Genomic DNA, 19297 nt, shown 5'->3' with positions numbered 1-19297 from the left:
GGCGAGTGGCGGGGTCACCACTGCGCGCCGATCAGGCGCGGCTCCGGTTCGATTGGTACGCCAAACTTCTCCAGCACCGAGGCCGAGATCTGCCGCGCCAGCGCCAGCAGCTGCTCGCCGGTGGCGGTGCCGTGGTTGACCAGCACCAGCGCATGGTGCGGCGACACGCCGGCGTCGCCGTCACGGTAGCCCTTCCAGCCACAGGCCTCGATCATCCAGGCCGCCGACAGCTTGCGCCGGGTGTCCTGGTCGGCCGGGTACACCGGCAGGTCGGGGAAATGCTGCAGCAACACCTCCACCTGTTCCAGCGGCAGCACCGGGTTCTTGAAGAAGCTGCCGGCATTGCCCAGTACGTCCGGGTCGGGCAGCTTGCGGCGGCGGATGTTGATCACCGCGTTGGCCACATCGGCGGCCACCGGCAATTCCACACCCATGGCCTGCATTTCTTCCGTGATGCCGGCATAGCCCAGACGCAGGGCGTGCAGCAAGGGCAGGCGCAGTTCAATCGCGGTGATCAGGTAGCGCTCCGGCATCTGCTTGAACACGCTGTCGCGGTAGCCGAACTGGCAGGCCTCGGGATCCAGCCGGACCCACGCAGCGGTCTCGCGATCCCAGGCTTCCACGGTCTGGATGAACTCGTCCACCTGCACGCCGTACGCGCCGATGTTCTGGATGGGGGAAGCGCCGGCCGTACCGGGAATCAACGCCAGGTTCTCCAGCCCGGACAGGCCATTCTGCAGCGACCACATCACCAGCCCATGCCAGCTGACCCCGGCGCCGGCACGGACCACGGTGTGGTCGGCGCGGTGTTCCAGGATCTCGATGCTGCGGTTGGCAAACACCAGGACCGTGCCGTCCACGTTGCCGGCCAGCAGCACGTTGCTGCCACTGCCCAGCACCAGCAGCGGCGCGTCGGCGACCTGCGGCAGCGCCAGTACGTCCGGCAGCAGCGACGGGTCGTGCAGCTCCAGCAGCTGTGCCGCGCTTGCCTCCACGTGGAAGGTGTTGAGCGCCTTCAGCGACGCGTTCTCAGTCAGGGTCCAGGCAGGCATTGCGTTACTCATAGGGGGGCAACCGCACCGCGGCTGGGGGCCTCGCGGCGTCGGCGAATGGCTTCAACGCAGTCCTGCACCAGGGCCGGGCCACGGAAGATCAGGCCGCTGTAGCACTGCACCAGGGCCGCGCCGGCGGACATCTTGGCCACCGCGTCGGCACCGGACTGGATGCCACCGACGCCGATCAGCGGCATCGACTCGGGCAGGCGTGCGCGCAACCGGCGCAGGACCAGCGTGGACTGGCCCAGCAGCGGCGCGCCGGACAGGCCACCGGCCTCCTGCGCGCGCGGGTCGCCCGCCACCGCACTGCGGTCGATCGTGGTGTTGGTGGCGATCACGCCGTCCACCTTCAATTCGCTGAGCACGCGGGCGGCCGCATCGATGTCGCGGTCGCTCAGGTCCGGCGCCACCTTGACCAGCATCGGCACGCGCCGGCCATGCTTGGCGGCGAGGTTTTCCTGGCTGTCGCGCAGCTGCGAGATCAGCTGGCGCAGCGCCGTTTCTTCCTGCAGCTCGCGCAGCCCGGCCGTGTTCGGCGAGGAGATGTTGACGGTGATGTAGTCGGCCAGCGGATACACCTTCTGCAGGCAGTGCTGGTAGTCGTCGAACGCCTGCTCGTTCGGCGTGTCCTTGTTCTTGCCGATGTTGATGCCGAGCAGCCCGTGGCGGCGCTTGGCCCGTTCAACATTGCGCACCAGTGCATCCACGCCGAGGTTGTTGAAGCCCATGCGGTTGATGATGGCCTGGTGGGCCGGCAGCCGGAACAGCCGCGGTCTCGGATTGCCTTCCTGCGGACGCGGGGTGATGGTGCCGATTTCGACGAAGCCGAACCCCAGCGCCAGCAGGGCATCGATGTGCTCGCCGTTCTTGTCCAGCCCGGCGGCCAGGCCAACCGGATTGGGGAACTCCAGGCCGAAGGCCTTGGTGGGCAGCGGTTCGATACGGCCGGCCAGCAGGGGCGTGGTGCCGGTTCGGTAGGCCAGCTCCAGGCCGCTCAGGCCAAGGCCGTGGGCGCGCTCTGCATCGAAGGCGAACAGGAAGGGGCGGGCAAGCGAGTACATGGCGTTCTATCAGTCCAGCGTGCCGACAAAGGCACGGGTTTGGTATTCAAAGGCAACCTGGCCGTCCACGGCGTGGGCATCGAACAACTGCTGCAGCGCCTCCAGCATCGGTGCATGGCGGGGGTGGCCGGCCTGCGGCGCGTAGGACGAGGACAGCAGGCGCCCACGCAGCCCATCGAGGTCCATGCGCTGCACGTTGGGGAAGCCGGCCAGGCCGCGCAGGCCCGCGCCGAACCAGGCGCGCATGGCGTCATCATCCTGGTAGCGCTCGGCCACCTGGGTGTAATCGGTGCCGAACTCCAGCAGCAGCTGCTCGTAGCCGATCAGGAACGGCGAGGCGTCCAGCAGGCGGGAGTTCCAGAACACCAGCGCCATCCCACCGGGATGCAGGATGCGCGACCACTCGCGGCGCACCGCGGCGGTGTCGAACCAGTGGAAGGCCTGGGCGGCAGCGACCAGACCAACGCTGTCGTCGGCCAGGGTGGTCGCCTCGGCGGTGCCGTCGACCAGTTTCAGGCGCAGGTAATCGGGGGTCAGCCACTGCTCGGCGGCGGCGCGCATGGCCGCATTGGGTTCCACCGCGATGACCGGGTGGCCGCTGGCCAGGAACAGACGGGTGGAAATGCCGGTACCGGCGCCGATATCGGCGACCAGGGTCTCGGTGGGCACGCCGATATCGTGATGCAGCCAGTCCAGTAGGGCCGGCGGGTAATCGGGACGGTAGCGGACGTAGTCGGCGACGCGGCTGCTGAAGCGTTCGGTCGAATCCGATGCACTCATGGGGACCTCACGATTGGGATGCGGCAAACAGGGCCAATCCACCGAAGAAGAGCACGAAACCCACCACCACCAGGATGCTGCCGATCACCGCCAGCCAACCCAGTACCAGTCCGGCGACCGCCAGGCCGTCGCCTTCCAGCGCCTGCGGCTGGCGACGGATTTCCGCGCGCGCCATGTGGCCGGTGACGATGGCAATGAGACTGCCGAGAAACGGAAAGACCGTCCAGCCCACGATGCCCATGATCAAGCTGACTACGGCCAGCGAGCTGGTCTGTCGATAGGGCTGGTTCATCCGTTTCCTCCATGGCAGAGCGCCCATGATAGTGCCTGCGCCGGGATTAGCCCATCGGCGCGGGCGGCGTGCAACCCGGCAGGGCCTCAGCCCATCAGGACCTGGCCACCATCGACGTTCAACGTGTGGCCGGTGATCCAGCGCGCCAGCGGCGAGCACAGGAACAGGGCCGCATCGGCGATTTCCTTCGGCTGGCCGAAGCGGCCGAACGGAATTTTGGCCAGCGTGGCGTGGTACAGCGCCGGGTCGTGCTCGCGGCGACGGGCCCACAGGCCGTCCTCGAACTCGATCGAGCCCGGGGCAATGGCATTGACGCGGATCCGCTGCGGGGCCAGCGCCAGTGCCTGGGAGGTGGTGTAGTGCATCAGTGCGGCCTTGGCCGCGGCATACGGAGCAGCGCCCGGTCGCGGTTGCAGCGCGGCGATCGAGGCCAGGTTGAGGATGCAGGCGTCGCTGGACTGCTGCAGCCAGGGCAGGGCCAGTCGCGAGGCGCGTACCGCCGACATCAGATCGATGCCCAGGCTGGCTTCCCAGCCGGCTTCATCGTCGGCCATGCCGTAGCCGGTGGCATTGTTGACCAGCACATCGATACCGCCCAGCGCGTGGGCGGCATCGGCCAGCCAGCGGCCGATGTCGTCCAGCACCCCGAGGTCGGCCGACGCGGTGTGGATGTCCAGGCCCATGGCCTGGGCATCCGTGCGCAGCGCAGTGAGCCCGGGCTCACCGCGGGCACAGACCGACACGCGGGCGCCCGCCGAAGCGAACGCCAGCGCCATTGCCCGCCCGATGCCCTTGCTGCCGCCGGCCACCAGTACCCGGCGGCCGGTGAAATCCAGCGATGGGGCAGCGGGCGTGGGCATCACAGGTCGAACTTGATGCCCTGGGCCAGCGGCAGCGAATCGGAGTAGTTGATGGTGTTGGTCTGGCGACGCATGTAGACCTTCCACGCATCCGAGCCGGACTCACGGCCACCGCCGGTGTCCTTCTCGCCACCGAACGCACCGCCGATTTCCGCACCGGAGGTACCGATGTTGACGTTGGCGATGCCGCAGTCCGAGCCGGCCGCCGACAGGAAGCGCTCGGCCACCTTCAGGTTGGTGGTGAAGATCGACGAGGACAGGCCCTGCGGCACGCCGTTCTGCATGTCGATGGCTTCGTCCAGGGTGCTGTACTTCATCACGTACAGGATCGGGGCGAAGGTCTCGTGCTGCACCACTTCGTCGCTGTTCTTCAGGCCAGTGATGATGGCCGGCAGCACGAAGTTGCCGGCGCGGTCGATGCGGGTGCCGCCGGTTTCCACGGTGCCGCCGCTGGCCTTGGCCTTCTCGATCGAGGTCAGGAACTGCTGCACGGCGCCGTCGCTGTTGAGCGGGCCCATCAGGTTGGCCGGGTCGGTCGGGTCGCCGATCTTGCCTTCCACCTGCTTGTACGCCTTGACCAGCGTGGCCAGCACGTCGTCATGGATGGATTCGTGCACGATCAGGCGGCGGGTGGTGGTGCAGCGCTGGCCCGCAGTGCCGACCGCGCCGAACACGATGCCCGGGATGGCCAGCTTCAGGTCGGCGGTTTCGTCCAGGATGATGGCGTTGTTGCCGCCCAGCTCCAGCAGGCAGCGGCCCAGGCGGTGGGCAACCTTTTCGGCGACCTGGCGGCCCACCTGGGTGGACCCGGTGAAGCTGATCAGCGGCACGCGCTTGTCGGCCACCATCTTCTGCGACAGCTCGGTGCCGGCGTCGTTGATCAGGAAGAAGATGTCCGGGAAGCCGGCGCCGCGCAGCGCTTCATTGCAGATGCGCATCGAGGCGATGGCGGTCAGCGGGGTCTTGTTGGACGGCTTCCAGATGCACACATCGCCACAGATCGCGGCCAGGAAGGAGTTCCAGGCCCACACCGCGACCGGGAAGTTGAACGCACTGATGATGCCGACCAGGCCGAGCGGCTGGTACTGCTCGTACATGCGGTGGCCGGGGCGCTCGGAATGCATGGTGTAGCCATAGAGCATGCGGCTCTGGCCCACGGCGAAGTCGGCAATGTCGATCATCTCCTGCACTTCGCCGTCGCCCTCGGGCTTGCTCTTGCCCATTTCCAGCGCGACCAGCGAGCCCAGTGCGTCCTTGTGGGCGCGCAGCGCTTCGCCGCACAGGCGCACGGCTTCGCCACGGCGCGGGGCCGGGGTGGTGCGCCATACCTTGAAGGCCTCCTGGGCGCGGGCCACGATGGTTTCGTAGTCGGCGTCGGTGGTGGCGTGGACCTGGGCGATCGCCTCGCCGGTGGTCGGGTTGACCGGGGTGATCAGACCGGCGCTGGTGGCGGTGGACCACTCGCCATTGCCGAGGTAGGTGCCAGCGTTGGTCGCGTCCAGGCCGAGGGCCTTGAGCAGATCAGAGGACATGCAAACTCCTGTTGCGTTGCGTTTGTAAGGCGCTGGCCGCTGGCAGGGTGGGGGGCGGCAAGCTGACCGCTGATGGTAGCAGAGCGGGGCGGCTGGACTGGCTTGGACAGCCATGGCGGGCGATCACCCGCGCCACTCTGAATGCGTCAATCCATTGATCCAAAAGGTAAAAAAAGACAAGGTCAATTGTGACGCTTCGATCCGGATTGTGATATTTTTGTGAGCTGAGCGGCACTTGCCGCCGTCATCTGCTCTTTCCAGGGAGCGTCATTGTCTCAGGGGGGTCGTTGCACGGGCGGGGCGGAGTACGAGCGTCCCGGCAAGTGTTTCATTATGGAGATGTCGCTGTGCTACATGGATCCGTAGACCCATTGCCTGCCCCGCGGGGGCGGCGGCGTGTAACCGCTGAGGCGCGTGCCGCCCTGGAAGTATGGTTGCGCGTGCTCGACCTGTTGCTGGTGCCGAGTGCGGCCCTGCTGGGTCACATCCTTTTCCACGGTTGGATCCCGGCCTCGCATTCGCAGCGCGTGGTGTTCGGGGCCGTGCTGCTGTGCTGCGTGGTGTGTTTCGCCGTCGCGCCGGTCTATCGCAACTGGCGGGCGCGCAGCCTGCTGGCCGAGATCTGGACGCTCTTCCTGGCGTGGACAGCAGCATTTGCGCTGTTCTCGATGTACTCGGTGCTGATGGACGTGGCCGACGCCGTGCCGGCACGCTGGCTGGTGAGCTGGTATGCGCTGGGCCTGGCGGGAATGGGCGTCAGCCGTTTCTGCATCCGGCTGCGCGTGCACAACCTGCGCTCCAGGGGGCTGGATCGCCAGCGGGTCCTGCTGGTGGGCTTGCGGGCCCCTGCGCTCAAGGTGCATCGGCTGCTCCGCAGTCGCCCGGAGATCGGCAAGGAGGTCATTGGCTACTTCGCTGGGCCTGACGACATCGCGACCCGTCGCGATGGCGGCGGTGCGCCGCTTCGACTGGGCGCGCTGGAGGACCTGGAGGCTTACCTCGACCAGCACCGCGGTCAGATCGAGCACATCTGGGTGTCCTTGCCGCTGGGCGGGCGCGCGCGCCTCAAACAGGTGCTCAAGCTGCTCGAGCGCTATCCCGTCCAGGTCAGGCTGGTGCCCGACACCACCGGTTTGGGCGCATTGAATCCCGGCGTGCACCAGGTCGGGGATGTGCCGATGATCGGCGTGCGCCAGGGGATGGTCGAGCCGCACCTGCTGATGGTGAAGCGGGTCGAGGACATGGTGGTAGCCGGGGTGGCGCTGGTGGTGCTGTCGCCGTTGCTTGTGCTGCTGGCCTTGGGGGTGAAGCTGAGCTCACCGGGCCCGGTCCTGTTCCGCCAGCGCCGGCACGGGCTGGATGGGAAAGAATTCAAGATGTTGAAGTTCCGGTCGATGCGGGTGCACGAGGAGTCGAGCGGGACGCTTACCCAGGCCACCCGCGGAGATGCCCGCATCACGCCATTCGGGGCTTTCCTGCGCCGAACCAGCCTGGATGAGCTTCCCCAGTTCCTGAACGTGCTTGGCGGCAGCATGTCGGTGGTGGGGCCGCGACCGCATGCAGTGCAGCACAACAACCAGTACGAGCGGCTGATCGAGCGTTACATGCACCGGCACTACGTCAAGCCGGGCATCACCGGGTGGGCCCAGGTGAACGGGCTGCGCGGTGAGACGCCGGAGTTGCGGTCGATGAAGAAGCGCGTGCAGTACGACATTGATTACATCCGGCGCTGGAGCCCGTTGCTGGACATGCGGATCATCCTGCTGACGGCGTTCAAGGTGCTGGGGCAGAAGACGGCGTATTGAATAAAGCGAGGGCGTTCTGGCTACGAGACTTCTGTCTCAGTTCCGAGTGTCTTCCCTGTCTCACAACGTGGTAGTGGCCTGCGTCGGCGTGCCGGGGCAGGGTGATCGGTTATTCTGTTCGATTGGATGGTGTCGCTGCAGCGGAGCAATACCTTCCCATTGGCTATATCGGAACTTGTAGCGCGTGTTCAAGCATATTCTTTTTGTCTGCATCGGAAACATCTGCCGCAGCCCTTCTGCCGAAGTCATGATGCGCGACGCGCTGGCTGGCAGGGGCATCGAGGTCACCTCGGCCGGTCTGGGTGCCCTGGTCAACCATGGCATCGACGCTACGGCGCAGGAACTGCTTGTCGAGCGCGGGCTGGACGGGAGTGCGCATCGTGCCCGTCAGGTCACGCCACAGATCCTCTCCGCTGCCGATCTGGTGCTGGTGATGGAGAAAAAGCATCTCAAGCGGATCATGGAGATCGCGCCGGAGGCCTCCGGCAAGTCGTTCCTGCTGGGCAAGTGGAACGAAGAATGCGAGATCCCCGATCCCTACCGCCAGCAGCGTCCGGCATTTGAACACGTGTATCGGCTGATGGCCGAGGGCGTGGAGAGCTGGAAGCGCTACGTCTGATTGCCTACGGGCGCACTGTTTTGAGTGACAGCTGATTCTGTCGCGCTTCCTTTAAATTACCGCAGCGATCTTCTATGACAAGCCAAGAGTCCCGAGCCACTCCTTCCGACGAAGCCGATGAGATCGATCTGCGCCAGCTGCTGGGCACGCTGATCGACCATAAATGGTGGATCGCTGGTATTACCGGCCTCTGCCTCGCCGTCGCAGCTAGCTACGCGCTGTTGGCTACGCCGATCTACCGTGCCGACGCGGTCGTCCAGGTCGAATCGAAGATGCCATCACTTCCAGGGCTGTCAGACCTGAGCCAGTCTTTGGGTATGGGAACCGGAAGCGCAGAGGCGTCGACTGAAATCGCGTTGATCACCTCGCGGTCCGTGCTCGGCAGTGCTGTCGAAGAGCTCAAAATGGACATCGAAATAGAGCCGAATCGGTTCCCCATCATTGGTGCGTATCTGGCCCGGAGGGCCGAACGGTCCGCACCAGATCAATTGGCTGAACCTCGTTTCGGCATGTCCCGTTTTGGTTGGGGGGGCGATAAGCTCGAAATCTTCCAGCTGAATGTCCCTTCGAGACTTATCGATACTGATCTGACCTTGATCGCTGGGCCGAAAGTGGGTCAGTACTCACTCTATGACGCTGATGGCAATCTCATTCTCAAGGGAGTCGTCGGACAGCCCGCAAAGTCGGGGGGAGTCGTCATCCAGGTTGCCAGTCTTAATGCAAATCCGGGGATGAAATTCTGGGTAAGCAAGCTCCGCACGCTCAGTGTCGTTGGTGATCTCCAGAAGCAGGTAGGTGTAACGGAAGTCGGAAAGGACTCTGGAGTTCTGTCCCTTTCATATGAAAACTCCGATCCCGTCTTGGCCCAGGAATTCCTGCAGCAGGTTGCTCAGGCTTATGTCCGCCAGAACGTTGACCGGAACTCCGCTGAAGCGTCGGCACAGCTGTCGTTCGTCAGGGAGCAGTTGCCCAGCGTGCGAATTCAGGTTGACGCGGCTCAGGATGCGTTGAGTGCATACCAAACGCGCGCTAACTCCGTAGACATATCCCTGCAGACTAAGGGGCTGCTGGATCAGGAGGTTGCGGTAGAAACGAGCATTCAACAGTTGCGAATGCAGCAGGCTGAGATGGATCGGAAATTTACTCGCGATCATCCTGCCTACCAGGCACTGATGCGACAGATCAGCGGTCTGCAGGGGCGAAAGTCTGGCTTTCAGAGCCAGGTGAGGCAGCTTCCTGATGCTCAGCAAGAGCTGCTGAAGCTGACCCGAGATCTGAAGGTCAGCAATGAAATCTATACGGGCATGTTGAACCAGGCGCAGCAACTGGATGTCGCGAAGGCTGGCACTGTGGGTAACGTCCGTATTGTTGATGCTGCTGCGGTCGACGCGACAACGCCGATAAAGCCGCGTAAGCCGATGATCGTGTTGATTGGCACAATATTCGGGGCGCTTCTCTCGATTGGCATTGTCCTTCTCAAGCAGATGCTCAACCGTGGAGTGGAGGATCCGTCGCAGATCGAGGAGCTTGGTCTTCCTGTGTACGCCTCTATCCCGGTCAGTCCAAAACAGGAAACCGACTCTGTCCGCGGGTCGTTCCGTGCGGACGGCAAGCTGCACCTTCTGGCGGTCAAGGACCCGGCCGATCTGGCAATCGAGGCGGTACGCAGCCTCCGCACGAGCCTGCACTTCGCCCGTTTGGAAGCGAAGAACAACGTTGTTCTGATTTCTGGCTCCAGCCCGAATGCAGGCAAGACGTTTGTCTCTTCTAACCTTGCTGCAGTCATTGCGCAGGCGGGTCAGCGAGTGCTTATCATCGATGCCGATATGCGCAAGGGTACGTTGCACAAGGCAATGGGGGTAAAGCAAACGCCGGGCCTGTCGGATGTGCTTGTCGGCAAAGTTTCCGCCACTGATGCCATCCAGGTGCTGCCAGGACTTGAACACCTCAGCTTCATCACTCGTGGCGATGTTCCGCCGAATCCGTCCGAGCTGTTGATGCACGAGAACTTCACCCGCCTGTTGGAGACGGTAGCGCGTGACTACGACCTTGTGATCATTGATACGCCGCCGATTCTGGCTGTGACGGATGCTGCAATCATTGCTCATCATGCAGGTACCTGCCTTTTGGTGGCCCGTTTCGGCCTCAACCAACCGAAGGAGCTTGCGTTGGCCAAGAAGCGCTTCGAGCAGAACAACGTAAAGCTCAAGGGTGCGATCTTCAATGCGGTCCAGCGACGTGCAACCGGCTACTACAGCTACGGCTACTACGAGTACAAGTCGACCGAATGAAGGCCACGGTCCCGGGCGCGAACCAGCGTCCTGACCGACATGGAGGTCACGGCAGCTGCATCGAGCAGGTCCGCGACGCACTTAGAGAGACTGCGGAGAAATACATGAAAGTTCTGATCACTGGTGGGGCTGGGTTCATTGGCAGTGCATTGGCGCGCGCGCTCAGCGCACGCGGTGACGAGGTTACTGTCCTGGACAATCTATCCCCCCAGATCCATGGCGACAGTCCAGAGGACTCTCCGCTGCTGGCGTCGCTGCCCACGGACGTCGTGGTGGTCAGGGGCGACGTCCGCCAGCGTGAGGACTGGTTGAAGGTTCTGCCCGGCCAAGACGTGGTGGTCCACCTTGCGGCTGAGACCGGCACGGGTCAGTCCATGTATGAGATCGACCGCTATGTCGACGTCAACGTACGTGGAACTTCTTTGTTCCTCGACCTGATCGGCAACAGCGTGCAGGGCTGCGAATCGGTCAAGCGGGTAGTAGTGGCATCTTCCCGCTCCATCTACGGCGAAGGCAAGTACAAGGGCCAGAACGGCCCGGTGTACCCTGGTGCGCGCGTTGATGCCGACCTCCGCGATGGCGTATTCGAGTGCCGTGACCCGCAGAGTGGCGAGTTGGTAGCGCCTCTGCCGACGGATGAATCTTCCCGCATCCATCCCAGCTCGATCTACGGCATTACCAAGCAGGTGCAGGAGCAGTTGGTACTGGTCGGCGCCGCCGCCATCGGTATCCAGGGCATCGCCCTGCGCTACCAGAATGTCTACGGACCTGGGCAGTCGCTGAAAAACCCATACACGGGCATTCTGTCGATCTTCTCCACCCTGCTGTTGCAGGGCAAAGGTGTGAACATCTTTGAGGACGGCAAGGAAACTCGTGATTTCGTGTTCATCGACGATGTGGTGGCGGCGACAGTCGCCGCCATTGATGCGGATGTCAGCGGCGAGGCATTCAACGTCGGTACCGGTGAGGCCACCGATGTGATCACCGTCGCCAGTGCGCTGAAGGAGGCGTATGGCAAGGGCGGGGAGATCAGCATTTCCGGCAACTACCGTATCGGCGATATCCGTCACAACTTCGCCGACCTTAGCCGCGCTCAGGCAGCATTGGGTTACCGTCCGCAGGTCACCTTCGCAGAGGGTGTGAAGCGCTTTGCCGCGTGGGTTCTGACCCAGCAGATCGAAGACTCCGGCTACCAGCGGTCGGTGGACGAGATGCGGGCGAAGGGCTTGCTGAAGTGAATCACGCCTCGTCGCTGGAGGGTGTGGGATGAGCGAGTCGCTGACGGGCAAGCGCGTGCTTTTCATCGCCCCGATGTTCTTCGGCTATGAAAAACTGATCAAGGGCGAGCTCGAGCAGTTAGGTGCTGTGGTCGACTATTTCAGCGACAGGCCGGGAGCGGACTTCCTGACCAAGGCCTTGATCAGGGTGGACCGCCGCTTCCTCGCGAGGAAGATCGAGCGCTACTACGGTGACATCATCGAGCAAGCCCGAGGTCGTGATTACGACCTCGTGCTGATCATCCGTGCCGAGGCCGTGTCCGGGAACATTCTGGATCGACTTCGCAGTCTCCATTCTCGTGCGAGGTTCGTGCTGTACCTATGGGATTCAATGCACTACAACCCGAATGCCCGTAAGGTGTTGGGGAAGTTCGATGCTGTCCTGTCCTTTGATCGCGCCGACGTCGACGCGAACCCGCAGATTCAGTTCCTGCCACTCTTCTATGGCAGGGATTTCGAGCGCGCCGCGAGCTGGACCGGAAGTTTCAAGTACGACGCATGCTTCATCGGTACCATTCATACTGATCGCTATAAGGTTCTCGAGCAGGTTATCGATCAGCTTGAGCGGGATGGCATGAGGGTATTTGTCTACTGCTACTACCCGTCCCGCACGCTGTTTCGGTTGCGATCCCTATTCGACGGCGGCTTCCGACGATTTGCCCGGAAGTATGTCAATTTCAAGGGCATTCCACTGTCTGAGGTTGTCGACCGCATCGCAGAGAGTCGCGCCGTGATCGATGTGAACAGGCCTGGTCAGCTTGGCCTTACTATGCGGACCATCGAAGCGATTGGCGCGCAGCGTCTTCTGGTGACCACGAACGAGGATATCGTCAATTACGACGTCTACTCGAAGAAAGGCGTGTGCCTGATTGATCGAACTGCGCCAAAGGTGGACAAGGAATTTCTCGACATTGAAGGCGTTCCGCATGCCGAGTCAGTGCGCGTCGGGCTTTCCGCCAGAAACTGGGTGGTGCGCGTCATTGGGACCTAATCGGGTCATCGCTGCAGTTCGCTGCCGAGCCCCTCACTCTGAAAGCACTATTAATTCACTCGGTCGCGCATGAAGTACCTTACCGTCGTCTACTACGATACGTTCGCCCGATTCTTTTCTGCAATCGAAGATGAAGTCAGGACACGGGACAGTGAGGCTGAATTTCTTCACCTCGCTCTTTTCCCTAGTGCCTACCTCTACATGCTGAGTGAAAAGCGGACGGTGCGCTTGCTTCCCTGGGAAGCGACAAAAGCGCGCCCGGAAGGGGAATTGCCTACGGATTCTGCGCTGGATCGCATCGGTGCTTACCACTCCTACATTCTTTCAGGTGCGGGTAGGCAGGAGAATGCACGCGTCCGCCAACGAGCGGCAAAGTACGTCGACGCGGTGTCCAGGATTCTTCGAGAGTTTCGCCCAGACCGCGTAATCATGTCTGGCGACACTCGCATTGCGTGCGAGTCGCTGCTCTTTTGCCTTGCGCGCGATTGGCCGCATGTCCCTAAGTTCCATTTCGAGCAGGGTCCGGGTGGCACCACCATCCTTGATCGCAATGGGGTCAACGCGAACTGTTCATTCAGGTTCGAGGCCGCCGCCCTCACCGGCGAGGGCTACTCGGCGACGGAACCCAACAGGCGTAGTCGTTTCAAGCGCAATCGATTGCTCAGGGCCGTCGATCACCTGTTGTCTCGCTCATTGGGGGTGATATCACGGCTCCCGGTAGAGTGGGAGATGCTGCCGATGCCCCGGTATTCAAAGCAACGTTACGATGCCTGCTTAGGGTCGATGCCGATGGTCGGTGCAGACGGTGCGCCGCGTGTGCTCGTGGCGCTGCAGGTTCCGGACGACGCGAACAACATTCATCATAATCCGCTGGGTCTTGGTGATGCGCAGTTTGTCGAGCAGGTAGTACGCGCTGTTCAACAGCTGGGCGGAAGTGTCCTGATCAGAGAGCATCCCCTGTATCGGCGCAAGTACAGCGCCGAGCTGTACGAATTGATCTCCCGCACCCCTGAGGCCGTGCTTTCGAGTGCAGGATTGAAGGATGACTTGTCAGTGGCGACAGTTGTGGTGACGGTCAATTCAATGACCGGTTTCGACGCCTATATGTCCGATGTCCCTGCCATTCTGCTGGGGCGTGCGTTCTATGATCACCTCCCGGGGATCGTACGGGTTGAAGGGGACGCCAACCTGGCCGCTGCCATCAGTTCAGTACAGGGGAGGGCGGTATCCGATCTTATTGAAGGCTGCGATCCCAAGGCGATCTTTGCGCAGATGAGGGCGCGCTATTTCATCGATGGGCATTGGCTTGATGCCGATCTGGTTGCGCCGGCCCACATCGCCGATATCGTAGTGACAGGCGATAGTGTGGTTGCCAGGGGTAATCGCGTTATTGCGGGTCAGGTGGTGATCGAATGACGGCCAAGGGAATCTATCTGGGGGTCGCATCCAACCTGGTCGGCAACGCGCTGATGCTTGGTGCGACGCTCTGGCTCACCCGGCTGATTAGCCCCGCCGAGTTCGGTGAGTTTCGCGTGGGGGCCAATTTTTCTACGTTGGTGATCCCCTTCCTTGCGTTGGGTGGGGAACGGTTGATCAGCCGCTTGATCCAGAAGGGTGACGCAGCGGGTGTTGCGACCACCGTGCGGATGGTAATGACGGTCGCGCTCGTCGGCAGCATCGCCCTGCTCCTTGCTTATCCCGTGCTTGCCCGATATGCCTTCGCAGGGACAGTGGGTTTCCCAGTCTTCGCGCTGGGTGTACTGCTTGTTCCGTTGACCATCTGCTACAACCTCGCAAACACGATCTGGAGGCACACGGGTTCGCCTGCCGACGCGCAGATCCACCTGAACTTCTATCAGAGGCTCCTGCGTGCGCCACTTCTGATTACATTTGCTTGGTTGCATCCAACGGCCGTCTCAGCGTCTGCTGCGATGTTCATTGCGCAGGGAACATCGCTACTGCAGCTACGCAAGCATGTCCGATTGGCGCTAAAGGATGGGGCTCGTCCTGGTGTGCCGTCGCGGCGGAACAGGTCGGTGATGGGCGAAATGCTGGTGATCGGGTTGCCGGTTGCGCTTCTTGCCGCTGTCGACCGGATCGATGTCTTGATCATCAATGGCGTTATGGGTGTGGAGACGGCCGGCGAGTACGACCTCGTCTACATGTTGGCAGTCACTGCCATGTTTCCTGCCATGGCGATGTCCAAGACATCCGAACCGCTGCTGCTGTCTCTGAAGCAGGATCTCGATCAGCAACGGCGCGTCAGATCGCTGCAGATTCGGGCGCTGGCGCTTTCCTGTGCTGCCCTAATTGGAATCGCGGTGATTTCGCCTTTCATTCCAATGGTGCTCGGAGTGGCCGGGCCTAGTTTTCCAGCCGCGGTATTGGTTCTGTCGGCGGGATTGGCACTCTCCAGTGTGTGCGGGCCCGTACTTGAATACATGCAAATCAATGGGCGAGCCAGGGTGGCGCTGCTCTTGGCAATGGCTCTGATGGCTTTGTTTGTCTGGATGAAGTGGATGGCCGCAACGGCAGGTAGTCTTGTGCTGTTCGCATTCCTGGGCGGACTCTTCTATTTCCTCCTTCGTCTCTGTCTGGCTGCCTATATATACTGGTCTGACCGAGTGCTGCTCACCAATCCTTATGTGCTCATGACATCCGTCGTTTCTTATGCTCTTGTTGCAAAGTGGGTACTTGGGGGCCGGGGATGAGTGCGCGTAGATTGATTGATCTTGGATTCGGAATTTTCTTTGTCCTGATCATGCTGGTTAGTGACGCCGCCTTTGCTAGCGTCGCAGTCCCCGTTGCCCTCGTCGCGTATCACATCATCAAGCTCCGTGAACTTTCGAGCTCGATTGAGTTTTCATTCCTTCTCCTTTTCTCGATCACCTATCCTGTATTCTGGATCTTTTCCGTTTTGCTGAGCGTGGATATTCACTACCTTTATTGGAATGTGAACTCTGGCTTCATCGTGCAGGCTTTCTGTGTTCAGGGGATTTTCCTTGCTACCCTGTTCCTGGTGATGGGTAGCTTCAGACCATTTACCGTCGTTGATTACCGTCGGCGTAACAGTGCGGTGGTTTTCTGGGCTGCGATCATCGCGATGGCTACGTGTCTCGTTATCGCGGCACGATCCATCCAGGGAAGTATTTTTGAGCAATCTTATGATTATGAGTTGAGTGGCTCATCGATCCTCTTTGAGTATGTGCTAATTCTAATTCTTGTGGCTTTCTGCTACTCGGGAGAGAGCGCTGTTCGGCGACGCGTCTTGTTCTTCTTCGCGGCCCTGTTCGTTATTGCGCCGCTGTACTTTGGCAAGCGCTTGCCGGCCTCAATGGTCGCGTTCGCTGTGCTGCTTCTCTACGTTCGCCCAAAGAACATCAGACAGGTCGCTCTAATATTCGGCGCGGGGTTCGTTGCTCTTTCGTTGCTGGCGCTATTTCGCGTGGGGGATTCGGGGCAGAGCCTGGCGCAGGTCATCTTCAATATTAGTGAGGATGGCTCCATGCGCAACAACCAAGGAGGGGTTATCTACTCATCCGCGGTGTACATGAAACTCGTCCATGACGGAATATTCGACATGCAGTTCGCGATGTCGTCGATGTTTAACGTGGCGCTCTCAGTGTTTCTGCCATCCTCAATGGTCGATGATTCTGCCTATATCAACTTTGCTGCAATGAAGTACATTCCGATTCCCGGCAATGGTGGATTTCCTGGGGTAACATTTTTCGTGTGGGGTGGTATCCCGGGTGTCGTCCTGGCAGGTGCGTTCTTCGGTTGGGTGATGAGGCGCAGTAGCCGCTATCCATTGCTCGCGGTGTACGCAACATTCCTGTTTCTTACTTTCCCTCGCTGGATGGCGTACAACGTCAACATCATGTTCAAGGCTGGAACTCTATTGATGATTGCCTTTGTAATCATTCGATTGGTTTCTGCTGCCAGCAAGCGCTCCAGTGCTACCGTCCGTCCCTGAAGTCAATCTCCTCATCTGGAGTTCCTGTGCACCGACTTTATAAAGCGGCTTGGGTCGTTCGTGCGATGCTCTTCAAGTGCATCTTTCGGTCGTTCTCAATGCCGGGTTACCTTGGCAAGCCGACGTTCATTCTTGGCGCGTCGCGGATGTCCTTTGGAGTGAAGGTGCGCATATTTCCTGGAATGCGCGCCGAGTGTTTCGACGGTGGATCGCTGAAGGTTGGTGACGACGTGTCGATTGGTCAGAACTTTCACGTAATCTGCAGTTCTGAGCTTTCGATCGGCTCGGGCTGTTTGATTTCCTCCGGCGTTTTCATAACTGACACCGATCACCAATACAGCGATGTCTCACTGCCTGTATCTCATCAACCTGTTTCGGTTCGGTCGACTCAGATCGGGGAAAACTGTTTTATCGGCGTCGGTGCTCGAATTCAGGCTGGAACAACGCTCGGTAGAGGCTGCGTTGTCGGTGCAAATGCTGTGGTGAGAGGTAGTTTTCCTGATCATTGCGTTATCGCAGGAATGCCTGCGCGCATCATCAAGCGCTATGACTTCGAGACAGCCAGTTGGCTACGCGTGTAGCGCAACATCTCATTGGCAGGCGAGGTGATGAAGGTGGGGCGTGTGCGGATCTCAGGGGTAATGACTGTTGCGAAAGACCTTTCCCTTGTCCTGCTTGGTGGCCTGAATCTCTTGGAGGGCTCGGACTCCACGCCTTCCGTCGGCGAGTGCCTCGGAGTGACCCGTAAGCGGGGCATTGCATGCGTCCACAGAGCTTCGTTCGACAGGGCGAGTCGCTTGTCGGTCAGCTCACATGAGGTCGCCCGAGTGGCAGCGGTGGCTGAGGTAATCGACGTCCAGCAGATACCGGCATTCTTGGCGCGCCAAGCCGACTTGGTGGAGGTAATCGCGCAGATGGGTGGCGGGGTGAACCTCAAGAAGCCGCGGTTTCTGCGCCCGACTGATCAGGATAAGGCCCTCTGTGATGCCCTCAACGCGCTTCCGTTATGCACCTTGGAGCCCTTGGTGGCCCAAACCCAAGTGGTAGACGACCTCCCAATAAGCCTTCCTGATCTAAAGGTCAATTGATCCGATGCAGACAGATTACGCAGGTCCGGTAAAGCTGGTGCTTTTCGACGTTGATGGGGTGCTGACCGATGGCGGCCTCTATCTAGGCCCCAGCGGTGAACTGTTGAAGAAATTCAACGTTCGGGATGGACTGGCAGTGTCGTTGCTTCGTTGCCATGGCATCCGAAGTGGCGTGCTGTCTGGCAAGAGCAGTGAAGCACTGGACTTCCGGATACAGCAGTTGAAATTTGACGTATCGGTTACGGGTAGGCTCGACAAGCAAAGCGCCTATCAAAAAATCAAGCAGGACCTGGGTGTCGAAGATGCTGAGGTAGCCTACGTGGGCGACGACGTTGTTGACCTCCCACTTGTCGGTCGCGTTGGGCTCTTCTTCGCGCCCAGCGATGCGCACGCAATGGTCCTTGCAAAGGCGGACCACGTCATGTGCGCGCGAGGCGGCGGTGGTGTTGCAAGGGAGGTAGCAGAGCATATCTTGCTTTCAGGTGGTCTCTCTTTGGAGCAGGCCTATCAGCCACTCATGGAAGGATGGAGCGAGCTACACGTCGTGCAATGACCTTCATCCGTAGTCAAGGCTGAAGGGGTGCAGAAGGTGCGTCGATCTTGCCGATGTGTCTGTTTGTAGAATTACTCTAGGAGATTGAGATGAGTGAAGTTGAACGCGGTGCCACCGATTATCTGGCGTCCGCCCGACGTGTTTTTCAGATCGAGGCGGAGGCCGTTGCTGGTCTCTCAAAGAAGATCGACCAGGATTTCGAGGCTGCCGTGGAGCACATCCTGCGGTCCGACGGCCGTACGATCATCTGTGGCATGGGAAAGTCCGGAATCGTCGGCAGGAAGATTGCGGCGACGTTGGCCAGTACCGGCACGCCGAGCTTCTTCATGCATCCTGGCGAGGCGTACCACGGCGACCTGGGGATGGTGACCGCTTCGGACGTGTTCATCGCACTTTCGTTCTCGGGCGAGACCGATGAAGTGGTGAAGCTGCTGCCCTTCCTGAAGGAGAATGGCAATGTCGTTGTCGCCATCACCGGAAATCCTGCGTCCACGCTGGCACGGGCTGCTGACCGCCATCTTGATGTGAGTGTGGCGCAGGAGGCCTGCCCACTTCGGCTTGCTCCGACCGCATCGACGACTGCGACCTTGGCGATGGGGGATGCATTGGCCGTGACGCTGATGGAGGCGAGGGACTTCAAGCCCGAGAATTTTGCCCGCTTTCATCCGGGCGGGTCCTTGGGGCGCCGACTGCTAAGTCGTGTCGAGCACGAGATGATCCGTGAGGACCTTCCAATCGTCAGCGTCGACGCAGACATAATGGGCGTCATCAACGCTATCACCCGATCCAGTCTCGGGCTGGCGATTGTGCAGAATCAAGCGGATTGGGCGGTCATCACTGATGGCGATGTCCGGCGTGCGGTTGAGGCTTTCGGCAAGGATGTGTTCCAGAAGACTGCTGGCAGCCTAATGAGCCTGGATCCTGCTCGAGTGAGCGTTGGCACGCGTGTCGAGGATGCGCTCGTGCTGATGGAGCGACGTCGTATTTCTGCGCTGCTGGTTTTCGATCACGACCGCTTGGTAGGCGTGTTCAAGAAGTAGCCTCACCATATCCTGGCCGGCCGAGGGTTGGTCGTGGCCGGGGGATGTTTGAGCTAAGGGGCAGCTGCGCTGCCCCTACC

At 60.9% G+C, this 19297-nt stretch carries 18 protein-coding genes; 12 read left to right on the top strand and 6 right to left on the bottom strand.

Annotated features, from left to right (window positions below; translation table 11 throughout):
* Positions 1 to 14: 14 nt before the first annotated feature.
* From murB to amaB, 6 genes are all read right to left on the bottom strand, one after another.
* Positions 15 to 1064 (bottom strand): UDP-N-acetylmuramate dehydrogenase, encoded by a 1050-nt coding sequence (gene murB, locus DX03_RS11090; protein ID WP_038688727.1) that lies wholly within the window; start codon positions 1062 to 1064, stop codon positions 15 to 17.
* On the bottom strand, positions 1061 to 2116 hold the full coding sequence (locus DX03_RS11085; protein ID WP_038688725.1) for a quinone-dependent dihydroorotate dehydrogenase: 1056 nt from the start codon (positions 2114 to 2116) through the stop codon (positions 1061 to 1063). The genes murB and DX03_RS11085 overlap by 4 nt, the downstream gene beginning before the upstream one ends.
* Before the next feature lie 9 nt (positions 2117 to 2125).
* Positions 2126 to 2896: a class I SAM-dependent methyltransferase gene (locus tag DX03_RS11080; RefSeq protein ID WP_038688723.1), complete on the bottom strand. Its 771-nt coding sequence runs from the start codon at positions 2894 to 2896 to the stop codon at positions 2126 to 2128.
* A 7-nt stretch (positions 2897 to 2903) separates the two neighbouring features.
* Positions 2904 to 3188 carry a DUF4190 domain-containing protein gene (locus DX03_RS11075; RefSeq protein ID WP_038688720.1) on the bottom strand — a complete coding sequence of 95 codons (285 nt, stop codon included), beginning with the start codon at positions 3186 to 3188 and terminating at the stop codon, positions 2904 to 2906.
* Between the two features lie 86 nt (positions 3189 to 3274).
* Positions 3275 to 4048, bottom strand: coding sequence for an SDR family NAD(P)-dependent oxidoreductase (locus tag DX03_RS11070; protein ID WP_051598842.1), 774 nt, complete (start codon positions 4046 to 4048; stop codon positions 3275 to 3277).
* Positions 4048 to 5580 (bottom strand): L-piperidine-6-carboxylate dehydrogenase, encoded by a 1533-nt coding sequence (gene amaB, locus DX03_RS11065; RefSeq protein WP_038688716.1) that lies wholly within the window; start codon positions 5578 to 5580, stop codon positions 4048 to 4050. Before amaB ends, DX03_RS11070 begins: the two co-directional genes overlap by 1 nt.
* A 371-nt stretch (positions 5581 to 5951) precedes the next feature.
* Between amaB and DX03_RS11060 the strand changes: the two genes are divergently transcribed.
* The 12 genes from DX03_RS11060 to DX03_RS11010 all read left to right on the top strand — a co-directional run bounded on the left by DX03_RS11060 (position 5952) and on the right by DX03_RS11010 (position 19217).
* The gene (locus tag DX03_RS11060) at positions 5952 to 7385 is read left to right on the top strand and encodes an undecaprenyl-phosphate glucose phosphotransferase (RefSeq protein WP_038688714.1); all 1434 of its coding nucleotides are present in this window, start codon (positions 5952 to 5954) and stop codon (positions 7383 to 7385) included.
* A 184-nt stretch (positions 7386 to 7569) separates the two neighbouring features.
* Positions 7570 to 8004 (top strand): low molecular weight protein-tyrosine-phosphatase, encoded by a 435-nt coding sequence (locus tag DX03_RS11055; RefSeq protein ID WP_038688712.1) that lies wholly within the window; start codon positions 7570 to 7572, stop codon positions 8002 to 8004.
* Between the two features lie 74 nt (positions 8005 to 8078).
* Positions 8079 to 10295, top strand: a complete 2217-nt coding sequence (locus DX03_RS11050) for a polysaccharide biosynthesis tyrosine autokinase (protein WP_038688710.1) — start codon at positions 8079 to 8081, stop codon at positions 10293 to 10295.
* Positions 10296 to 10399: 104 nt separating this feature from the next.
* Complete coding sequence (locus tag DX03_RS11045) at positions 10400 to 11533, top strand: NAD-dependent epimerase/dehydratase family protein (protein WP_038692271.1); 1134 nt, start codon at positions 10400 to 10402, stop codon at positions 11531 to 11533.
* Between the two features lie 28 nt (positions 11534 to 11561).
* Positions 11562 to 12563, top strand: coding sequence for a WaaS/CpsH family glycosyltransferase (locus DX03_RS11040; RefSeq protein ID WP_038688708.1), 1002 nt, complete (start codon positions 11562 to 11564; stop codon positions 12561 to 12563).
* Positions 12564 to 12632: 69 nt separating this feature from the next.
* Positions 12633 to 13979, top strand: a complete 1347-nt coding sequence (locus tag DX03_RS11035) for a capsular polysaccharide export protein, LipB/KpsS family (RefSeq protein ID WP_051598840.1) — start codon at positions 12633 to 12635, stop codon at positions 13977 to 13979.
* Positions 13976 to 15274, top strand: coding sequence for a lipopolysaccharide biosynthesis protein (locus tag DX03_RS11030; RefSeq protein WP_038688706.1), 1299 nt, complete (start codon positions 13976 to 13978; stop codon positions 15272 to 15274). The genes DX03_RS11035 and DX03_RS11030 overlap by 4 nt, the downstream gene beginning before the upstream one ends.
* 11 nt (positions 15275 to 15285) lie before the next feature.
* Entirely contained in the window at positions 15286 to 16536 is a 1251-nt protein-coding gene (locus DX03_RS11025) for a hypothetical protein (RefSeq protein WP_185753335.1), read from the top strand.
* 26 nt (positions 16537 to 16562) lie between these two features.
* Complete coding sequence (locus DX03_RS20700) at positions 16563 to 17117, top strand: acyltransferase (protein WP_219335230.1); 555 nt, start codon at positions 16563 to 16565, stop codon at positions 17115 to 17117.
* Positions 17118 to 17177: 60 nt separating this feature from the next.
* Positions 17178 to 17624 carry a DAHP synthetase I family protein gene (locus DX03_RS11020; RefSeq protein ID WP_102100681.1) on the top strand — a complete coding sequence of 149 codons (447 nt, stop codon included), beginning with the start codon at positions 17178 to 17180 and terminating at the stop codon, positions 17622 to 17624.
* A 4-nt stretch (positions 17625 to 17628) separates the two neighbouring features.
* Positions 17629 to 18177 (top strand): KdsC family phosphatase, encoded by a 549-nt coding sequence (locus DX03_RS11015; protein WP_038688703.1) that lies wholly within the window; start codon positions 17629 to 17631, stop codon positions 18175 to 18177.
* A gap of 89 nt (positions 18178 to 18266) precedes the next feature.
* Entirely contained in the window at positions 18267 to 19217 is a 951-nt protein-coding gene (locus DX03_RS11010; protein WP_038688701.1) for a KpsF/GutQ family sugar-phosphate isomerase, read from the top strand.
* Positions 19218 to 19297 lie beyond the last annotated feature (80 nt).

The organism is Stenotrophomonas rhizophila (genome assembly GCF_000661955.1).
In the GTDB taxonomy this organism is placed as follows: domain Bacteria; phylum Pseudomonadota; class Gammaproteobacteria; order Xanthomonadales; family Xanthomonadaceae; genus Stenotrophomonas; species Stenotrophomonas rhizophila.
The sequence above is the reverse complement of the archived record's forward strand: the minus strand, read 5'-3'. Positions and strand labels throughout refer to the sequence as shown.